Genomic DNA, 19,955 nt, shown 5'->3' with positions numbered 1-19,955 from the left:
TGACGCGTTGGCAGTCGCCCCAATCCCCGCCAGACAAAGTTGCCCACTCTACGCGCCGTTCCGGGGTTGGTCTTTAGGACAAATCTCAAAAAATCTAGAGAAAACAGCTATTTATGATGTAGGACTTTCGCCATTTCTCCGCAAATAGCCCCGTCCGTCACATCCCTGTCACCTCCCTGACTTAATGTCCCCAGCACTTACCTCCTCCCTCTATATAGAAGGCCAGTGCCGCCATGCCCCGCGCTTCCACCGTCAGCGAACGAGATATCTGGTGCCGGACCATCAGCCTGTTTCTGATCGGTTTCGTTTGCTACGCCCTGCCCTGGTCGGTATTCGCCGCCCTGCCCCCAGCCCCGGACAATGCGCCGGTCCTGCGCATCCAAGGCTCCAATACCATCGGCGCCCGGCTGGGCCCGGCCCTGGTCAAGGGCCTGATGGAAGAACAGGGCCTGCGCGATATCAGGATCACCGCCAGTGGCAAAGACAATGAACAACAGGTGGTGGGGCAAACCGCCCAGGGCCGAGCGGTGCGGGTGGAAGTGGCCGCCCACGGTTCGAGTACCGGCTTTGCCGCTCTGAAAACCGCCCGGGCCGACCTGGCCGCCGCTTCACGGCCGATCAAGGACAGCGAGCTGGTGGACCTTGAAAGCCTGGGGGACCTGAAAAGCCCCAGCGCCGAACAGGTGATCGCCATCGACGGGCTGGCAATCATCCTGCATCCGCACAACCCGCTGAACCAACTGAACACCGAGCAACTGGCCCGGCTGTTCAGCGGCGAAGCCAGGACCTGGGAAGAACTGGGTGGCATTGGCGGCGCGGTACATCTCTATGCCCGGGATGACCAGTCCGGCACCTACGACACCTTCAAGGAACTGGTACTCAGCCGTCGCGGCAAGACCCTGGGCCCCGGCGCAAAACGTTTCGAATCCAGCGAGCAGTTGTCCGACGCAGTCAGCCATGACCCCCAGGGCATAGGTTTCATCGGCCTGCCCTATGTGCGCCAGGCCAAGGCGGTGGCCATTGTCGACGGCGACTCACAGCCGATGCTGCCGCTCAACAGCCTGATCGCCACCGAGGATTACCCGCTGTCACGGCGCCTGTACCTGTACCTGCCGCCCAATGGGCAGAACCCCTGGGCCGATGCCCTGGTGAGCTTTGCCCAGGGCAGCAAGGGCCAGGCCATCGTCGCCGCCAACGGCTTTATCGCCCAGACCGTGCAGGCCATGCGCGTCGCTCCCGGCCCGGAGATGCCGGAGGCTTATCAGGCGCTCACCCGCCAGGCGCAGCGCCTGACGGTCAACTTTCGTTTTGAGGAAGGCAGCGCCAGCCTGGACAACAAGGCCCGCCAGGACCTCAATCGGGTACTGGATTACCTGCGCCAGCACGGCAAGATGAACCGCCAGGTGACCCTGGCCGGCTTCGGTGACGCCAAGAACGATCCGGCCCGCGCGGCCCTGCTGTCCAAACTGCGGGCCATGGCGGTACGCCGGGAACTGGTGAAGAGCGGCGTGGTGTTTCGCGAGATTCGCGGCTTTGGCGCCGAGTTGCCGGTAGCGGCCAACAGTGCCGACGAAGGGCGGATCAAGAACCGCCGCGTGGAGGTCTGGGTGTACTGAACTCACAGCGGCCGGCCTTTCGACAGGCCGGCCGCATCGCCCTCAATGCCCGCTGCGCATCAGCTCCTTGGGTACATACTTGCCGATTTCATACTTGCCGATCGCCGCGCGGTGCACCTCATCCGGGCCGTCGGCCAGGCGCAAGGTACGCTGCATCGCATACATGTAGGCCAGCGGGAAGTCGTTGGAGACCCCGGCCCCGCCGTGGATCTGGATCGCCCGGTCGATCACCCGCAGGGCCACGTTCGGCGCCACGACCTTGATCTGGGCAATCTCGCTCTTGGCCACCTTGTTGCCCACGGTGTCCATCATGTACGCGGCCTTCAGCGTCAGCAGCCGGGCCATGTCGATCTCCATCCGCGAGTCGGCGATCTTGTCGATGTTGCCCCCCAGGCGCGCCAGCGGCTTGCCAAAGGCAGTACGGTTCACCGAACGCTTGCACATCAGTTCCAGCGCCCGCTCCGCCATGCCGATGGAACGCATGCAGTGGTGGATCCGGCCCGGGCCAAGGCGGCCCTGGGCAATCTCGAAACCACGGCCCTCACCCAGCAGCACGTTCTCGTAGGGCACCCGGACATTGTCGAACAGCACTTCGGCGTGGCCATGGGGTGCGTCGTCGTAGCCGAACACCGGCAACGGGCGAACAATCTTCACCCCGGGGGTATCCACCGGCACCAGGATCATCGAGTGCTGCTGGTGACGCGGCGCATCCGGGTTGCTCAGGCCCATGAAGATCAGGATCTTGCAGCGTGGGTCGCAGGCGCCCGAGGTCCACCATTTCTTGCCGTTGATCAGCCACTGGTCGCCGTCGCGTACCGCACGGGCCGCCATGTTGGTGGCATCGGAGGACGCCACGTCCGGCTCGGTCATGGCGAACGCGGAACGGATCTCGCCGCGCAGCAATGGCTCCAGCCAGCGCTGTTTCTGCTCTTCGTTGGCGTAGCGCACCAGCACTTCCATGTTGCCGGTATCCGGTGCCGAGCAGTTGAAGGGCTCCGGGCCCAACAACGACCGCCCCATGATTTCCGCCAGCGGCGCGTACTCAAGGTTGGTCAGGCCTGCCCCCAACTCCGACTCAGGCAGAAACAAATTCCATAGCCCGGCCTCCTTGGCCTTGAGTTTCAGCTCTTCCATGATGGCGGTCGGCTGCCAGCGATCGCCTTCGGCAACCTGACGCTCGAAGACCGCTTCAGCCGGATAAACATAGGCATCCATGAACGCGGTGACACGCTCACGCAGTTCCTGAACCTTGGGGGAATAGGCGAATTCCATGGGCAGCTCTACCTTTGTGACGATCGGGTGTTGGAGGACTGAAATCGATGCTAGATCAGCTACGAAAATTTACCTAGCCTATTCTCGGCGTGTATTAACATTCATCACCGATATATGATCGGCTGATCCGACAGGCTTCCGAGCCCTCCCACAGGCCCTAACAATAAGAGTGCAGCGCAATGAATCTGAGCAAGGTCGATCTCAACCTCTTCATCGTTTTCGATGCGATCTACACCGAAGCCAACCTGACCCGCGCAGGGCAGATCGTCGGCATCACCCAACCGGCGGTATCCAACGCCCTGGCACGCCTGCGCGAGACCTTCAACGACCCGCTCTTCGTGCGTACCGCCCAGGGCATGGTGCCCACGCCCATGGCGCAGAACATCATCGGGCCGGTGCGCAATGCCCTGTCGCTGCTGCGGGTTTCGGTCCAGGAAAGTCGCATTTTCAACCCCCTGCAAGCGGTCAAGACCTACCGCATCAGCATGACCGACCTCACCGAAGCGGTGATCCTGCCACCACTGTTCCAGCGCCTGCGGCGCCTGGCGCCGGCGGTGATCATCGAAAGCTTTCTCTCCAAGCGCCGGGAAACCACCAAGGAGCTGGCAGCCGGGCGCCTGGACTTTGCCGTCGACGCACCGCTCAATACCGACCCCCAGGTGCGTCACGTCAAGCTGATGGAAGACCGCTATGTGTGCGCCATGCGCAAGGGCCACCCGCTGGCGGGCAAGGAAAAATTCAGCCTGGACGATTACCTGTCCCTGACCCACATCCATATCTCCAGCCGCCGCAGCGGCCTCGGGCATGTCGACCTGGCCCTGGGCAAGATGGGTATCCAGCGCAAGATCGCCCTGCGCTCCCAGCACTACCTGATGGCTTCCCAGGTGCTGCAGCAGACCGACATGGTGATGACCGTACCGGAGCGCTTTGCCCGTCGCCATGAACTGCACGCGTTCAACCTGCCGGTCAATGATGTCCCGCCGGTGGAAACCCACCTGTACTGGCATGAGAGCACCGACCAGGACCCGGCCAACCGCTGGATGCGCGAGCAGATGATCGAGCTCTGCCAGCAGGTCACGGCCTACGAAAAGAAGCTCGACCAGCAGACCGCCTGAGCCCTTTCGCCGGCAAGCCCTCACTGCAGGAGCCGGCTTGCCGGCGAACGGGATCGGCTCGGACTGCTTGACGTATACGTCAACCTGCCTTTAGCTTAGCGCCAAGCCCCCTCTTGAGCGCCTCCATGAGCAGCCAGACCTACAGCATTTCCGACCTCGCCCGCGAGCTCGACATCACCACCCGGGCCATCCGCTTCTATGAAGAGCAGGGCCTGCTGGCTCCCGAACGCCGTGGCCAGGAGCGCATCTATTCGCCCCGGGACAAGGTCAGCCTGAAACTTATCCTGCGGGGCAAGCGCATCGGCTTTTCCCTGGCCGAGTGCCGCGAACTGATCGAGCTCTACGACCCGAGCAGCGGCAACCTGAAGCAGCTGCACAGCATGCTGGCGAAAATCGCCGAGCGTCGCGAACAGCTCGAACAGCAACTGCTCGACATCGAACAGATGAAGCTGGAACTGGACACCGCCGAAGAGCGCTGCACCCAGGCGCTGGAACAGACCATCCTGAACCAGAAAAGCACCGCCCGATAATCATCGGCACACCTGCGCCCGGACGCCGGTATCCGCCACTCCCTATAAGAAGGTGAACCTCTATGTCACTCCCCAGCCATGTACGCCTGATCGAAGTCGGCCCCCGCGACGGCCTGCAGAACGAAGCCCAGCCCATCAGCGTCGAAGACAAGGTGCAATTGGTGGATGCCCTCACCGCCGCCGGCCTGGGCTACATAGAAGTCGGCAGTTTCGTGTCACCCAAATGGGTGCCGCAGATGGCCGGTTCAGCCGAGGTCTTCGCCCGTATCCAGCGCAAGCCCGGGGTTGTCTATGGCGCACTGGCGCCCAACCTGCGGGGTTTCGAAGATGCCCTGGCGGCTGGGGTCAAGGAAGTGGCGGTGTTCGCCGCGGCCTCGCAAGCCTTCTCCCAGCGCAACATCAACTGCTCCATCAGCGAAAGCCTGGAACGCTTCGTGCCGATCATGGACGCCGCCAAGCAGCACGGCATCAGCGTGCGCGGTTACGTGTCGTGCGTGCTGGGCTGCCCTTATGAAGGTGAAGTGGCCCCGGAACAGGTGGCCATGGTCGCCCGTGAACTGCATGACATGGGCTGTTACGAGGTCTCTCTGGGCGACACCATTGGTACCGGCACCGCCGGTGCCACCCGGCGCATGTTCGAGGTGGTAGGCGCCCAGGTACCACGGGAAAAACTCGCCGGGCACTTCCACGACACCTACGGCCAGGCCCTGGCCAATGTCTACGCCAGCCTGCTGGAAGGCATCGCGGTGTTCGACAGCTCCATCGCCGGCCTCGGCGGCTGCCCCTATGCCAAGGGCGCCAGCGGAAACGTCGCCACCGAAGACGTGCTCTACCTGCTCAATGGCCTGGGCATCCATACCGGTATCGACATGGACCGCCTGATCGACGCCGGCCGGCAGATCTGCAACGTGCTGGGGCGCCCCACCGGCTCCCGCGTGGCCAAGGCGCGTAACGCCAGCTGAGGCATTGTGCGGCCGGGTGTTACCGGCCACTCCGATCTGGGGCGGGAACGAGTAACACGGAAACAGTTTGTCGAATTTGTTGCGGTACAGATTGTCCTACAAAATTATCAAACCATTGATTTTAAAGGACTTTAAAAAGTTGGCACGGCTTCTGCTATCTCTATGGCATAACAAGAATAAAAAGCAGCAAACCTAATAAAAATAAGACGTAACGACTCTGAGATAACAAAAACAACACGGCAGAGACGCAGCTAACAGATTTTTTTGGAGAGGATGCACTGTGCAGGAGGGCTTGCAAGAGCCACCCGCAACCGGTCAGAGAACAATAAAACTACCCTGAGGTAGCTCCCGAACTGGTTGGATCGCCCTGGCGACACATTGAATCAGCGCTCAAAAAAATACGTTTGCTCTTGATCCCGGATGGGGATCGCCAAAAACAGCAGTAAAGGGCAACGGTTGCCAAAAACAACAATAGACCGCCCCTCAATAATAAAAAAAGAGCACGCAACGACAAAATTAAAGGGGAGCTTCGGCTCCCCTTTGTGCTTTCTGCAATCCCTCTTTGCTGCCCATAAAGCGTGCACCGGCGCCGATGCACGCTCCATCCGGGTTCACCCCTTGCTCATGCGCTCACGCAGCTCCTCGATGCTGATTTCGCGCATGCGGAACTTCTGGATCTTACCGGTCACGGTCATGGGAAACTCTTCAACGAACTTGAAGTAACGCGGCGTCTTGAAGTGCGCGATACGCTCCTTGCACCAGGTCTGCAGCTCCAGCTCATTGGCCGAATGGCCAGGGTGGAACTTGATCCAGGCGACGATCTCCTCGCCGTACCTGTCGCAGGGGATGCCGATTACCTGCACATCGGCCACCGCAGGATGGGTGAAGAAGAACTCTTCCAGCTCTCGCGGATAAATGTTCTCGCCACCGCGAATGATCATGTCCTTGTTGCGCCCGGCAATGCACACATAACCCTGCTGGTTCATGGTGGCCAGGTCACCGGTGTGCATCCAGCCGGCCTGATCGATGGACTCGCGGGTGCCCTCAGGGTTGTTCCAGTAACCGAGCATGACGCTGTAGCCCCGGGTGCACAGCTCACCGATGGTGCCGCGGGGCACCACATTGCCGGCCTCGTCGATGATCTTGCTCTCCAGGTGCGGCTGGGTCCGGCCCACGGTGGTCACCCGCAGTTCCAGGTCGTCGTCCGGCCCGGTCTGCAGCGACACCGGGCTGGTTTCGGTCATGCCGTAGGCGATCTGCACTTCGCTCATGTGCATTTCGCTGATCACCCGGCGCATCACCTCGATCGGGCAGGTGGCCCCGGCCATGATCCCGGTCCGCAGGCTCGACAGGTCGAACTCGCTGCGTCGGGGCTGATCGAGCACAGCGATAAACATCGTGGGTACGCCGTACAGGCCGGTGGCGCGCTCTTCGGCCACCGCGGTCAAAGTCAGCAGCGGGTCAAAGGCGTCATTGGGATAGATCATGGTGGTGCCGTGGGTGATGCACCCCAGGTTGCCCATGACCATGCCGAAGCAGTGGTACAGCGGCACCGGGATCACCAGCCGGTCGGCAGCAGTCAGGCCCAGGCTCTCCCCCACCATGTAACCGTTGTTGAGGATGTTGTAGTGGCTCAGGGTCGCGCCCTTGGGGAAACCGGTGGTGCCGGAGGTGTACTGGATATTCACCGGCTGGTCGAAATCCAGGCTGTCCTGGCGCGCCTGCAACTGCTCGGCCGTGGCCCCCGCCCCCAGCGCCGATAGCTGCGACCAAGGCAGGAAACCCGACGGCGGCTGCGCATCCAGGCTGATCACCCCGCGCAGCTCGGGTAACCGCTCGCTGTGCAATTGGCCGATGGACTGTTGCGCCAGCTCGGGCACCAGGCCCTGGAGCATGCCGTGGTAATCGGACGTCTTGAAGGCTCCGGCGCAGATCAGCCACTGGCAGCCGGACTGCCTGAGCACATACTCCAGCTCGGAACTGCGGTAGGCCGGATTGATGTTCACCAGAATCGCGCCGATCTTGGCGCTGGCGAACTGGGCGATGCACCACTGGGCGCAGTTGGGGGCCCAGATCCCCAGGCGATCGCCGGTCTTGAGCCCCAGGGCCAGCAGCGCCCGGGCATGCAGGTCGACCGCCTCGAGCAGTTGCTGCCAGGTGTAGCGCAGCTGCTGGTGGCGCACCACCAGAGCCTCGCCCTGGGGATAGGCGGCGACGGTGTTATCGAAAGCCTGGCCGATGGTCAACGCCAGCAGCGGCTGGTCTTGCGTACCACGGGTGTAACTGCGATCCGGCTGGAAACCCGAGTGTTCCATGACGACCCCTATTGTCTTTATTAGTGGGTGTGCAGGAGCCAGGCGAAAGGTGCAAAACAGCCTGGCTCCAATCGAAAGCCTCGCTACTCTGGCGCAAGTTGACGTTTACGTAAAGGGCGATTGACAGCCACCGGTCGCAGGTTTACGTTAACGTAAAGGTGAGAGCCAGGCCGCGCCGCTCTCGACATCCTGTTCCCTCAATAAAAACAAGTTTGAAGGTGCCCCGCCATGAGTTACCCGACCCTGAACTTCGCCCTCGGTGAAACCATCGACATGCTGCGCCAACAGGTCCAGGCCTTCGTCAAGGCGGAGCTGGCACCCCGGGCAGCGCAGATCGACGTCGACAACCTGTTCCCCGCCGACATGTGGCGCAAATTCGGCGACATGGGCCTCTTGGGCATCACCGTGGCGGAAGAATACGGTGGCGCCGGCCTGGGTTACCTGGCGCATGTGGTGGCCATGGAGGAGATCAGCCGCGGCTCGGCCTCGGTGGCGCTGTCCTACGGCGCGCACTCCAACCTCTGCGTGAACCAGATCAACCGCAACGGCAACCACGAACAGAAGAGCAAATACCTGCCCAAGCTGATCAGCGGCGAACACATCGGCGCCCTGGCCATGAGCGAACCCAATGCCGGCTCCGACGTGGTGTCGATGAAGCTGCGGGCCGACAAACGCGGCGACCATTTCGTGCTCAACGGCAGCAAGACCTGGATCACCAACGGCCCCGATGCCAACACCTACGTGATCTACGCCAAGACCGACCTGGAGAAAGGCCCCCACGGCATCACCGCGTTCATTGTCGAGCGCGACTGGAAAGGCTTCAGCCGCAGCAACAAGTTCGACAAGCTGGGCATGCGCGGCTCCAACACCTGCGAGCTGTTCTTCGATGACGTGGAAGTGCCGGAGGAAAACATCCTCGGCGTGCTCAATGGTGGCGTCAAAGTGCTGATGAGCGGCCTCGACTACGAGCGCGTGGTGCTCTCCGGCGGCCCCACCGGGATCATGCAGGCCTGCATGGACCTGGTGGTGCCCTACATCCACGACCGCAAGCAGTTCGGCCAGAGCATCGGCGAATTCCAGCTGATCCAGGGCAAGATCGCCGACATGTACACCCAGCTCAACGCCAGCCGCGCCTACCTGTATGCGGTGGCCCAAGCCTGCGAGCGCGGCGAAACCACCCGCAAGGATGCCGCCGGAGTGATCCTCTACAGCGCCGAGCGCGCGACCCAGATGGCCCTCGACGCAATCCAGATCCTCGGCGGCAACGGCTACATCAATGAATTCCCCGCCGGCCGCCTGCTGCGCGACGCCAAGCTCTACGAGATCGGCGCCGGCACCAGCGAGATCCGCCGCATGCTGATCGGTCGCGAACTGTTCAACGAAACCCGCTAACGGAGCTGTCCATGGCAATCTTGCATACCCAGCTCAACCCGCGCTCGGCGGAGTTCGTGGCCAACAGCGAGGCGATGCTGGCCCAGGTCGACGCCTTGCACAGCCTGCTCGCCCAGGTCCAGCAAGGCGGCGGCGCCAAGGCCCAGGAGCGCCACACTTCGCGGGGCAAGCTGCTGCCCCGCGAGCGCATCAACCGCCTGCTCGACCCCGGCTCGCCGTTCCTGGAAATCAGTGCCCTGGCCGCCTATGAGGTCTATGGCGAAGACGTACCCGCCGCTGGCGTGATTGCCGGTATCGGCCGGGTGGAAGGCGTCGAATGCATGATCGTGGCCAACGACGCCACGGTGAAAGGCGGTTCCTATTACCCGCTGACGGTGAAAAAGCACCTGCGGGCGCAGACCATCGCCCAGCAGAACCGCCTGCCGTGCATCTACCTGGTGGACTCCGGCGGCGCCAACCTGCCGCGCCAGGATGAAGTGTTCCCGGACCGCGAGCACTTCGGGCGGATCTTCTTCAACCAGGCCAACATGAGCGCCCAGGGCATCCCGCAGATCGCCGTGGTGATGGGCTCCTGCACCGCCGGGGGTGCCTATGTTCCGGCCATGGCCGACGAAGCCATCATGGTCCGTGAACAAGCCACTATCTTTCTCGCCGGCCCTCCCCTGGTGAAAGCCGCTACCGGCGAAGTGGTAAGTGCCGAGGACCTGGGCGGCGCCGATGTGCATTGCAAGATTTCCGGGGTCGCCGACCACTATGCCGAGAGCGACGAGCACGCCCTGGCCCTGGCCCGGCGCAGCGTGGCCAACCTCAACTGGCACAAACAGGGCCAATTGCAACAACGCACGCCGATCGCTCCGCTGTATGCCCGCGACGAACTCTATGGCGTGGTCCCGGCCGATCCCAAGCAACCGTTCGATGTACGTGAAGTCATCGCCCGGCTGGTGGACGGTTCGGTATTCGATGAGTTCAAGGCCCTGTTCGGCACCACCCTGGTCTGCGGCTTCGCCCACCTGCACGGCTACCCGGTGGCCATCCTCGCCAACAACGGCATCCTCTTCGCCGAAGCCGCGCAAAAAGGCGCGCACTTCATCGAGCTGGCCTGCCAGCGCGGGATTCCGCTGCTGTTCCTGCAGAACATCACCGGTTTCATGGTGGGGCAGAAATATGAGGCTGGCGGCATCGCCAAGCACGGCGCCAAGCTGGTGACCGCAGTGGCCTGCGCCCAGGTACCGAAGTTCACGGTGATCATCGGCGGCAGTTTCGGTGCCGGCAACTACGGCATGTGCGGCCGGGCCTATGACCCGCGCTTCCTGTGGATGTGGCCCAACGCGCGCATCGGCGTGATGGGGGCCGAGCAGGCCGCCGGAGTCCTGGTGCAGGTCAAGCGCGAACAGGCCGAGCGCGGCGGGCAAAGCTTCGACGCCGCCCAGGAAGCCCAGATCAAGCAGCCGATCCTCGACCAGTACGAGCATCAGGGGCACCCCTACTACTCCAGCGCACGGCTCTGGGATGACGGCGTCATCGACCCGGCGCAAACCCGTGACGTACTGGCCCTGGCCCTGTCTGCGGCCCTCAACGCCCCCATCGAACAGAGCCGCTTCGGCGTGTTCCGCATGTAATCCTGCGCGAGAAGAACATGAGCGACTTCAATACCCTGGAACTGCTGCGTGACCCTCGAGGCTTCGCCACCCTGTGGCTCAGCCGCGAAGACAAGAACAACGCCTTCAACGCCGAAATGATCCGTGAACTGATCCTCGCCCTGGATCAGGTGCAGGGCGACCAGAGCCTGCGCTTCCTGCTGCTGCGCGGGCGCGGCCGGCATTTCAGCGCCGGCGCCGACCTGGCCTGGATGCAGCAATCGGCCGAGCTCGACTACCACACCAACCTCGACGACGCCCGGGAACTGGCGGAGCTGATGTACAACCTGGCCAAGCTGAAGATCCCGACCCTGGCGGTGGTGCAAGGCGCGGCCTTTGGCGGGGCCCTGGGCCTGATCAGCTGCTGCGACATGGCCATCGGCAGTGACGAGGCGCAATTCTGCCTCTCCGAAGTGCGCATCGGCCTGGCACCAGCGGTCATCAGCCCGTTCGTGGTCCAGGCCATCGGCGAACGCGCTGCCCGCCGCTATGCCCTCACCGCCGAACGCTTTGGCGGCCAGCGGGCGCGGGAAATCGGTCTCCTGGCAGAAAGCTATCCCGCCGCAGAGCTGGATCAACAGGTCCAGCAGTGGGTCGACAATCTGCTGCTCAACAGTCCCCAGGCGATGCGCGCCAGCAAGGACCTGCTGCGGGAAGTGGGCAACGGCGCGTTGACCACCGCCCTGCGTCGCTATTGCGAAAACGCCATCGCCCGCATCCGGGTCAGCGCCGAAGGCCAGGAAGGCCTGCGGGCATTCCTGGAAAAACGCCCGCCCAGCTGGCAGTCCGAGACCACGTCCAAGGAGTCCCGTTGATGAGCGCCCCTGTTCTAGACACCCTGCTGGTGGCCAACCGCGGCGAGATCGCCTGCCGGGTGATGCGCACCGCCAAGGCCCTGGGCCTGACCACCGTGGCCGTGCACAGCGCTACTGACCGCGACGCCCGGCACAGCCGTGAAGCGGATATCCGCGTGGACCTGGGCGGCAGCAAGGCTGCCGACAGCTACCTGCAGATCGACAAGCTGATTGCCGCCGCCCGGGCCAGCGGCGCCCAGGCCATCCATCCCGGGTATGGGTTTCTCTCGGAGAACGCCGGTTTTGCCCGAGCCATCGAAGCCGCCGGGCTGATTTTCCTCGGCCCGCCTGCCGCGGCCATCGACGCCATGGGCAGCAAGTCGGCAGCCAAGGCGCTGATGGAAACCGCCGGGGTGCCCCTGGTTCCGGGTTACCACGGTGAAGCCCAGGACCTGGAAACCTTCCGCAATGCCGCCGAACGCATCGGCTACCCGGTGCTGCTCAAGGCCACCGCGGGCGGTGGCGGCAAGGGCATGAAAGTCGTCGAGGACGTCAGCCAACTGGCCGAAGCCCTGGCCTCGGCCCAGCGCGAAGCCCAGTCGTCCTTCGGCGATTCGCGGATGCTGGTGGAAAAGTACCTGCTCAAGCCACGGCACGTGGAGATCCAGGTGTTTGCCGACCAGCACGGCAACTGCCTGTACCTCAACGAACGCGACTGTTCGATCCAGCGCCGCCACCAGAAAGTGGTCGAGGAAGCTCCGGCCCCGGGCCTCAGCCCCGAACTGCGCAAGGCCATGGGCGAAGCCGCGGTGCGCGCGGCCCAGGCCATTGGCTACGTGGGCGCGGGCACCGTGGAGTTTCTCCTGGATGCCCGTGGCGAATTCTTCTTCATGGAGATGAACACCCGATTGCAGGTGGAACACCCGGTCACCGAGGCCATCACCGGTCTGGACCTGGTGGCCTGGCAGATCCGCGTGGCCCGCGGCGAAACCCTGCCCATCAGCCAGGAGCAGGTGCCACTGCGCGGGCATGCGATCGAAGTACGGCTGTATGCCGAAGACCCGGCCAACGACTTTCTTCCGGCCACCGGGCGCCTGGAGCTGTACCGCGAATCGGTTGCAGGCCCCGGTCGGCGGGTGGACAGCGGTGTCGAGGAAGGCGACAGCGTTTCGCCCTTCTACGACCCGATGCTGGGCAAGCTCATTGCCTGGGGCGAAGACCGCGAGCAGGCGCGCCTGCGGTTGCTGAGCATGCTGGACGAGTTCGTCATCGGTGGCCTGAAGACCAACCTGGCGTTTCTGCGGCGCATCATTGCCCACCCGGCCTTTGCCGAAGCGCAGCTGGATACCGGCTTTATCCCTCGCTATCAGGAGCAGTTGCTGCCAGCCGCAGGCGAGCTGAGTGCAGACTTCTGGCAAGCGGCCGCCCACGCCTTCAGCCAGAGCCAGCCGCCACGCACACGAAGCGATGATCCCGACTCGCCATGGTCCGCCATCAACGGCTGGCGCAACGGCCTGCCAGCGCAAACCAGCCTGCACCTGAGCTGCGCCGGCCAGGATCAGGCCATCAGCCTTGGCGCTCGCACTGCGGCCTTTGAGCTGCAGGGCGAGCACCTATGGACAGAGCAACAGGGACTGCGCCGCGAGCACCGGGCCATCCGCCGCGGCGACACCCTGTACCTGAACTGGCAGGGCGACACACATGCCGTCAGCGCCTATGACCCGATTGCCGCGGCCGAAGCCAGCCATAGCCAGCAAGGCGGGCTGACTGCGCCGATGAATGGCAGCATCGTTCGGATATTGGTCAGCCCGGGTCAAAGCGTCGAGGCCGGTACGCAATTGGTGGTGCTGGAAGCCATGAAGATGGAGCACAGCATTCGTGCCCCCCAGGCCGGGGTCATCAAGGCGCTGTATTGCCAGGAAGGCGAAATGGTCAGCGAAGGCAGTGCATTGGTGGAGTTGGAATAACTCCCAAGTAAGAAAGCCCCTTCCTGTTTGCAGGAAGGGGCTTCTAGGGAAAGTTAAAACTTCGCAGTAGCTTGTACGACTACACCAATAATCCGGCACTTGTCGCTGTAGAGCATCTTCGGATAAGTAGGATTGAGCGGAACCAGGTAACGCAAACCACCCTCTTGCACCAACTTGCGGAAGATCGCCTCGTCACTACCAGGACACTGTACAACCACCAACTTCCCGGGTTCGGCGCCAATCGCCGGGTCCACCAGGATCAGCATGTCCTGGCTGATGCTCAGACCGCTGGGAGCGATCATCGCGTCGCCGACCACCACCAGCCAGAATGCCGCGCCCCGGGCCTGATAGTCGGAAAGCTCGTAGCGCTCCGGCACGTAGGCAGGCTGCCCGTCTTCGCGAACTTCGCCGGCCACCCGCCAATCGCTCACCGGGTATCGGAAGTACGGGTTGTACTTGTTGAGCAGCGCAGGCCCGTCTGCCAGGGGCTCGCCATCGTCTCCTAGCAAGGGTTTCTCGCGGACCACCAGGGCCACTTCGAGAAAGCCCATGCCGATCTCTTCCAGCACCCGGTTCATGTCTTCGATCTTCGGTTGGCGGCGCTTGCTCAACCAGTGACCGATACCCCCTTGAGACATGCCCAGGCGCTCGGCGAGCTTTTCCTGTGTGACCTTGCGGCCTTTCATGTTGGCTTTGACCAACTCGATCCATTTGTCCATGGGCCGAACAATACGTTGTGTATTTCCAGCCTCAACACACAACTTGTAGTATTTGAAATCCCGTCACAATTACAATATGTATTAGCATCGGCCTACCCCTATTTCCTTTCTCAGACAGGGCAGAACACTTCATGAACACAAGCAGCAAGGACGTGCCGGAACTCGATACAGAGACCACATTAAGCTCACTCAAGGACAGCCAGGCTGCCCGACGCGCAATGGACTATTACTTGAAGCCGGCCATTACCGAGTCAGACAAGGAAGAGAAGTTCTTCGAAATCAGGCGCAGCCTGAGCAGCGAGGAAGCCATGATCCACGCTTCCGACCTGCTGCGCTGTGCAGCGGCCACCGCCTACGATGCAGCGGACAATCTGCGGGGAGCCAATCGCGACCTGGCGTTTTCAGTGGTGCACATGATCGATCTGGCCAAGGCCCTGGTGGACAAATCACTGGAAAGCCAGCGCGTTGAGTCGAACTGAAGCCCTGCGTACGGCTGGACGTGAAGCCAGCGACGGGAAAAAACGGAAGTGGAAAAATATTTTCCGGAAGGCGGGGAAAAACATTTGACTTGCAAATGATAATGATTATTATTGCAAGCAACTGGTCGCGAGATCAGTCGATAGCCCAAAGGACCTTAGGTCGGACCTTTGGATTATCTCCTCATCAGGCTAATCACGGTTTTTGACCCGGCTTTTTGCCGGGTCTTTTTTTTTGCCAGTTTTTCTGGCTTGGCTTCAGGCTAATGAAGACTGTAGGTGTCGCAAAAAATAATGGCGGCGATGATAGCAAAAGAATGTCCTTTTGCAAGCAAACGCCCGTCGTAAAAGCCTCGCAAATCAAAAAGTAGCGCTTGAGAATCAATCGCATAGCCACTAAGCTTCGTCTGCGTCAAGGACGACGCCCCCCTTCTTTTACCCCCCCTTCTGTGTAGAGTAGCGCTCATAACAATCCTGATAAGGAATCGATTATGACCGTGGGCAATCACACTTCTTTTGATATTTGCGCTGATTTCGACAGTGGCAACATCGACGTACTGGATATCAGCAACCCGTTGCAGGCACTGCTGGCCATCCGCCCGGATACCCGCAGCCCGCACTTCCAGTGGTTTCATTTCAAGGTCAGCGGCCTGCATGTCGGCCAGGAACACTGGTTTCGCCTGACCAACGCCAGCCAGTCCTCCTACAACAAAGCCTGGACCGGCTACCAGGCAGTGGCCTCCTACGACCATGTGAACTGGTTTCGCGTACCGACGATCTTCGAAGGCGACGCCTTGCGCTTCAACCTGGAAGCCACCCAGACCCATGCCTGGTTCGCCTACTTCGAACCCTACAGCCGTGGCCGCCACGACTGGCTGATCGACCAGGCCCTGACCAAGGCCGGCACCGAGTTGCTGGCCGTGGGTAAAAGCGTCGAAGGCCGGGACATCCAGTTGCTGCGCAAAGGCAGCGGCGCGCCAGGCCAACGCAAGATCTGGATCATCGCCCAGCAGCATCCCGGTGAGCACATGGCCGAATGGTTCATGGAGGGCGTGATCGAGCGCCTGTTCCGTCACGATGATGCGGAGCTCAACGCGCTACTGGCCAAGGCCGACCTGTACCTGGTGCCGAACATGAACCCCGACGGCGCATTCCACGGCCACCTGCGCACCAACGCCCAGGGCCAGGACCTGAACCGTGCCTGGCAGACCGCCAGCCAGGAACTCAGCCCGGAAGTGCTGTTCGTCCAGCAGCAGATGGAACAATACGGCGTCGACCTGTTTCTCGATGTGCACGGCGATGAAGAGATTCCCCACGTGTTCACCGCCGGCTGCGAAGGCAACCCGGGCTATACCCCGCGACTGGAGAAGCTCGAGGAGCATTTCCGCAGCCACCTGAAACGCCAGACCCGGGACTTCCAGACCACCCACGGCTACACCCGGGACAAACCCGGCCAGGCCAACATGGCCCTGGCCTGCAATGCCGTCGGGGAAAAGTACGACTGCCTGGCCTTGACCCTGGAAATGCCCTTCAAGGACCACGATGACAACCCCAACCCGCTCACCGGCTGGTCGGGCAAACGCTCCATGCAACTGGGCAAGGATGTGTTGAGCACCCTGGCCGACCTGGTGGATCACCTGCGCTGAACCCGACTGAGGGCTGCGCCCCCCGTTGCGCAGCCCTCAGTCACCCTCCCCGACCGGCACCCGCCGGCAATCCTCCGGCCCCAGCAAGCGCCCGTCCGCCGAGCGCAGCTCCAGCGCGCGCAACGGCTGCCCGGTCTGCCGGTCGACCATCCGTGAATGCGCTTCCCCTTCCTGGTAGAAAAACGCTTCGCCCCATTGGCGCAAGCCGATGATCAGGGGAAACAGCCCCCTGCCCTTTTCCGTCAGCACGTACTCCTGGTAGGCACTGCCATCCGACGCCGGGACAACCTCGAACACCCCATGTTCCACCAGGGTCCGCAGGCGTGTGGCCAGGATGTTCTTGGCCATGCCGAGGTTGCGCTGGAACTCGCCAAAACGGCGGATTCCGTCAAAGGCATCCCGCACGATCAGCAGCGACCACCAGTCGCCAATGGCGTCCAGTGAGCGGGCAACCGGGCACTCGGCATCTTGCAGGCTGGTGCGCTTGACCATGTAGGGCATTCTCCGATCAGGCCAAAGGAAAGTGGTTGCAATATAAAACCACGATCTTTACCGTACAACTGGTTTCATTATGAAACCAAAACTCGGAGCCCAACATGTCAGCCAATTCTTCCCCTCATGCCTCGCCTGCTCTTTCCACCAAAGTGGTGCTGCTGTTCGCCATCGCCTGCGGTCTGGCGGTGGGTAACGTCTACTACGCCCAGCCACTGCTGGATGCCATGGCTCATACCTTCGACCTGGCGCCGGCCACCGTGGGCATCGTCATCACCCTGACCCAGGTCGGCTATGGCCTGGGCCTGCTGTTGTTGGTGCCCCTGGGGGACCTGTACAACCGGCGACGGCTGATCGTGACCCAGACCCTGCTCTCGGTGCTGGCCCTGCTCACCGTGGCCCTGGCCCCGAGCAGCGCCTGGCTGCTGCTGGGCATGGCCTGCATCGGCCTGCTGGCGGTGGTAACCCAGGTACTGGTGGCCTACGCCGCCAACCTGGCCCCGGCAGAGCAACGCGGCCGAACCGTGGGCATGGTCACCAGCGGCGTGGTGGTAGGCATCCTGCTGGCCCGTACCGTGGCCGGGACCATGGCCGACCTGGCGGGCTGGCGTTCGGTCTATCTGTTGTCCGCCGGGCTGACCCTGCTGGTGGCCCTGGCCCTGTGGAAAACCCTGCCTACCCGCGAGCAACCCAAGGCCACCCAGGGTTACGGGCAATTGCTCGGTTCGCTGCTGCAACTGTTCAGGGAGGAAAAAGTGCTGCGGGACCGGGCGGTGCTGGCGATGCTGATCTTCGCCGCCGGCACCGTGCTGTGGACGCCATTGGTGTTGCCATTGAGTGCCCCGCCACTGTCCTTGTCCCACACCGAGATCGGCCTGTTCGGCCTCGCCGGCGCGGCAGGCGCCCTGGGCGCGGCACGGGCCGGGCACCTGGCCGACCGCGGCCTGGCGCAGTGGACCAGCGGCCTGGCACTGGGCCTGATGCTGCTGTCCTGGCTGCCCATTGCCTTCACTCAATCGTCCCTGTGGGCCCTGCTGTTCGGGGTAATCAGCTTCGACCTGGGCCTGCAGGCCGTGCACGTCACCAGCCAGAGCCTGATCTACAGCGTGCGCCCCGAGGCGCAGAGCCGACTGGCCGCCGGCTACATGCTGTTCTATTCCCTGGGCAGCGCCGCAGGCTCCATCGCCGCCACCGCCACCTATGCCTGGGCCGGCTGGACCGGGGTCTACCTGCTGGGTGCCGGGATCAACGGCGTGGCGCTGATCTACTGGCTGTGGAGCCTGGCCCCGGGCAAAGCCGCGGCCAGGGTTCGTTGCGCCACTTGAGCCCGGCGCCGCCGGGTTCAATCAACCGCGGCCGCGCAGCATGCTCTGCAGCACGCCATCGCGACGTACCCAGCCATGGAACAGCGCCGCGGCCAGATGCAGCAGCACGGTGAAAAACAGCAGGTACGCCAGATAACCATGGGCCTTGCGCAACACCGCAAACAGCTGGGCATTGGCCGGCAGGATCGCCGGCAGTTGCAGCGAACTGCCGAGCATCACCGGGTCGCCGGCCGCCGAGATCATGCCCCAGCCCAGCAGCGGCAGGCTCAGCATCAAGGCGTACAGCAGCACATGGGAGGCCTTGGCCGCCAGCACCTGCCAGCCCGGCAGGTCTGCCGGCAACGGCGGTTGTCGGGTGTAGAAACGCACCCATAGGCGCACCAGCACCAACAGCAGGATGGCGATCCCCAGGGGCTTGTGCAGGTGGATCAGCCATTCATGACGCGCGGAAACCGAGGCCACCATGCCGGCGCCGATGAACAGCATGGCGATGATCAGCAACGCCATCAGCCAGTGCAGCAGGCGCGCCAGGGGAGCGAAATGTCGAGGTTGGCTATTCATGGACGTGGCTCCTGGGCGCCGGGCAATTGGCTGACTTCGCTGGTGCGACGCAGGTAGGAACTGGCGTAGGCCGCAGAGCGCGCTGCCAGCAGAGGGTCGTCGGACGCCTGGATGCCGCTGGGGAGGATCAGCGGGTCGTAATTGATGTCCCGACACTCGCCGCTGTTCTGCGCCTGGGTGCTTTGCAGCACCAGGGTCCCGGCGTTGATTACCGGCCGCTGCGCCGGCCAGGCCTTGCTGGCGTCATCCGTGGGGTCACCGGGCGCCGCCAGGGTGATCTGCAAGCGCCAGCGCAGCGGCCCTTGGGCCAGGCGCCGAACCAGGTCCTGCTCCAGGTAGTCGGCGCCTTGCGGGGCACTGCCTGCATCAGGCCCATCCCGGGTCTCGGGCACTACCCCCCAGCGCACTGCCTGGCGCTTGCCGCTGCCATCCACCAGGTAGAAGGCATTGATCCCGTTGTAGCTTTCACTGGCATAGCTGGCCGAAGGTTTGGCGCCCTTGACCCATTGCAGGAACGGCGTCGCCTCGGGATGGCTGGCGAAGAATGCCGGCACTTTGCTCGGGTCCGGCTTGCCCGTGGCCGGATCAGGGGAGCCGGCCTGTTGCAACTGATAGAAGGCTTCGGGAGTGCCCACCGGGAACACCGGCATGCTGTTCATCCCGGTCCGCCACTGCTGGCCGTTGGCCTGGAGGAAACGCAGCGCCAGGCTGCGGATCGGCACGCTGCTGTCCGGCGCATAGGGGTTGCCACTGGGCAGGGCAAAGCGCCCCACCACCGGCGTGCGTGCCTCATTGAACACCAGCGCCGTGGAGTAGGCCCGGGCCTCGCCGCTGCTTTCGAAGTAACCGATGACGCACACCCCTTTGGCGTGATTGCGGCGATACCCCGGGTGCACGCCATTGTTGGTTTCCAGCACATCCACCAGGGCCTTGGGGGTCAGGCGACCGGGATCGAGGCGGCCATGCACATAGGCCATAGCCGCCCCAGCAGCAGCCACCACCAGGACAATGGCGCCCAGGCGCAGGGTCAGGCTGACGGGCCCCAGGGGTGGGCGGTCGGGCTTTGATGAAGGATCAACCATGGGACATCTCCAATACGCATAGCCATGAGGGCAAGGATCTGTCAGACGCAGCTC

At 63.0% G+C, this 19,955-nt stretch carries 17 protein-coding genes; 11 read left to right on the top strand and 6 right to left on the bottom strand.

The window, feature by feature from the left end; translation table 11 throughout:
• The first annotated feature begins 233 nt into the window (after positions 1-233).
• The gene (locus AC1RCO_RS00815; protein WP_492617229.1) at positions 234-1,616 is read left to right on the top strand and encodes a substrate-binding domain-containing protein; all 1,383 of its coding nucleotides are present in this window, start codon (positions 234-236) and stop codon (positions 1,614-1,616) included.
• Between the two features lie 42 nt (positions 1,617-1,658).
• On the opposite strand, the gene AC1RCO_RS00810 is transcribed toward AC1RCO_RS00815, so the two are convergent.
• The gene (locus AC1RCO_RS00810) at positions 1,659-2,888 is read right to left on the bottom strand and encodes an acyl-CoA dehydrogenase (protein ID WP_011062218.1); all 1,230 of its coding nucleotides are present in this window, start codon (positions 2,886-2,888) and stop codon (positions 1,659-1,661) included.
• A gap of 179 nt (positions 2,889-3,067) precedes the next feature.
• Here AC1RCO_RS00810 and AC1RCO_RS00805 point away from each other — a divergent pair, with 179 nt between their 5' ends.
• The 3 genes from AC1RCO_RS00805 (at position 3,068) to AC1RCO_RS00795 (ending at position 5,495) form a co-directional block, all read left to right on the top strand.
• Positions 3,068-4,003, top strand: a complete 936-nt coding sequence (locus AC1RCO_RS00805; protein WP_011062219.1) for a LysR family transcriptional regulator — start codon at positions 3,068-3,070, stop codon at positions 4,001-4,003.
• A 125-nt stretch (positions 4,004-4,128) separates the two neighbouring features.
• The gene (locus AC1RCO_RS00800) at positions 4,129-4,533 is read left to right on the top strand and encodes a MerR family transcriptional regulator (RefSeq protein ID WP_011062220.1); all 405 of its coding nucleotides are present in this window, start codon (positions 4,129-4,131) and stop codon (positions 4,531-4,533) included.
• Positions 4,534-4,595: 62 nt separating this feature from the next.
• Positions 4,596-5,495, top strand: a complete 900-nt coding sequence (locus AC1RCO_RS00795) for a hydroxymethylglutaryl-CoA lyase (protein ID WP_047337304.1) — start codon at positions 4,596-4,598, stop codon at positions 5,493-5,495.
• Positions 5,496-6,106: 611 nt separating this feature from the next.
• On the opposite strand, the gene AC1RCO_RS00790 is transcribed toward AC1RCO_RS00795, so the two are convergent.
• A complete protein-coding gene (locus AC1RCO_RS00790; protein WP_492617228.1) occupies positions 6,107-7,810 on the bottom strand; it encodes an AMP-binding protein in 1,704 nt (567 codons plus the stop codon).
• Positions 7,811-8,038: 228 nt separating this feature from the next.
• On the opposite strand from AC1RCO_RS00790, the gene AC1RCO_RS00785 reads away from it, so the two are divergent.
• The 4 genes from AC1RCO_RS00785 to AC1RCO_RS00770 are packed head-to-tail and all read left to right on the top strand — an operon-like array spanning position 8,039 to position 13,600.
• Entirely contained in the window at positions 8,039-9,202 is a 1,164-nt protein-coding gene (locus AC1RCO_RS00785) for an isovaleryl-CoA dehydrogenase (protein ID WP_015636316.1), read from the top strand.
• An 11-nt stretch (positions 9,203-9,213) separates the two neighbouring features.
• A complete protein-coding gene (locus AC1RCO_RS00780; protein WP_015636317.1) occupies positions 9,214-10,821 on the top strand; it encodes a carboxyl transferase domain-containing protein in 1,608 nt (535 codons plus the stop codon).
• 17 nt (positions 10,822-10,838) lie between these two features.
• Complete coding sequence (locus AC1RCO_RS00775) at positions 10,839-11,654, top strand: gamma-carboxygeranoyl-CoA hydratase (RefSeq protein ID WP_342402404.1); 816 nt, start codon at positions 10,839-10,841, stop codon at positions 11,652-11,654.
• Positions 11,654-13,600, top strand: coding sequence for an acetyl/propionyl/methylcrotonyl-CoA carboxylase subunit alpha (locus AC1RCO_RS00770; protein ID WP_019095141.1), 1,947 nt, complete (start codon positions 11,654-11,656; stop codon positions 13,598-13,600). Before AC1RCO_RS00775 ends, AC1RCO_RS00770 begins: the two co-directional genes overlap by 1 nt.
• 53 nt (positions 13,601-13,653) lie before the next feature.
• Here AC1RCO_RS00770 and AC1RCO_RS00765 read toward each other — a convergent pair whose 3' ends face one another.
• Positions 13,654-14,319 (bottom strand): LexA family protein, encoded by a 666-nt coding sequence (locus AC1RCO_RS00765; RefSeq protein WP_011062227.1) that lies wholly within the window; start codon positions 14,317-14,319, stop codon positions 13,654-13,656.
• Positions 14,320-14,450: 131 nt separating this feature from the next.
• On the opposite strand from AC1RCO_RS00765, the gene AC1RCO_RS00760 reads away from it, so the two are divergent.
• Positions 14,451-14,798 (top strand): DUF6124 family protein, encoded by a 348-nt coding sequence (locus tag AC1RCO_RS00760; RefSeq protein ID WP_015636319.1) that lies wholly within the window; start codon positions 14,451-14,453, stop codon positions 14,796-14,798.
• Positions 14,799-15,286: 488 nt separating this feature from the next.
• Positions 15,287-16,441, top strand: coding sequence for a M14 family metallopeptidase (locus AC1RCO_RS00755; RefSeq protein WP_011062229.1), 1,155 nt, complete (start codon positions 15,287-15,289; stop codon positions 16,439-16,441).
• Between the two features lie 36 nt (positions 16,442-16,477).
• Here AC1RCO_RS00755 and AC1RCO_RS00750 read toward each other — a convergent pair whose 3' ends face one another.
• A complete protein-coding gene (locus AC1RCO_RS00750; protein WP_011062230.1) occupies positions 16,478-16,933 on the bottom strand; it encodes a winged helix-turn-helix transcriptional regulator in 456 nt (151 codons plus the stop codon).
• A 104-nt stretch (positions 16,934-17,037) separates the two neighbouring features.
• On the opposite strand from AC1RCO_RS00750, the gene AC1RCO_RS00745 reads away from it, so the two are divergent.
• A complete protein-coding gene (locus AC1RCO_RS00745) occupies positions 17,038-18,258 on the top strand; it encodes an MFS transporter (RefSeq protein WP_492617227.1) in 1,221 nt (406 codons plus the stop codon).
• Between the two features lie 21 nt (positions 18,259-18,279).
• Here AC1RCO_RS00745 and AC1RCO_RS00740 read toward each other — a convergent pair whose 3' ends face one another.
• Complete coding sequence (locus AC1RCO_RS00740) at positions 18,280-18,819, bottom strand: cytochrome b (RefSeq protein ID WP_011062232.1); 540 nt, start codon at positions 18,817-18,819, stop codon at positions 18,280-18,282.
• A complete protein-coding gene (locus tag AC1RCO_RS00735; RefSeq protein ID WP_492617226.1) occupies positions 18,816-19,901 on the bottom strand; it encodes a catalase family peroxidase in 1,086 nt (361 codons plus the stop codon). The genes AC1RCO_RS00740 and AC1RCO_RS00735 overlap by 4 nt, the downstream gene beginning before the upstream one ends.
• Positions 19,902-19,955: the final 54 nt, after the last annotated feature.

The sequence above is a fragment of the Pseudomonas sp. GW823-FHT03E05 genome, from assembly GCF_058796855.1.
This window is presented reverse-complemented; position numbering and strand designations above follow the sequence as displayed.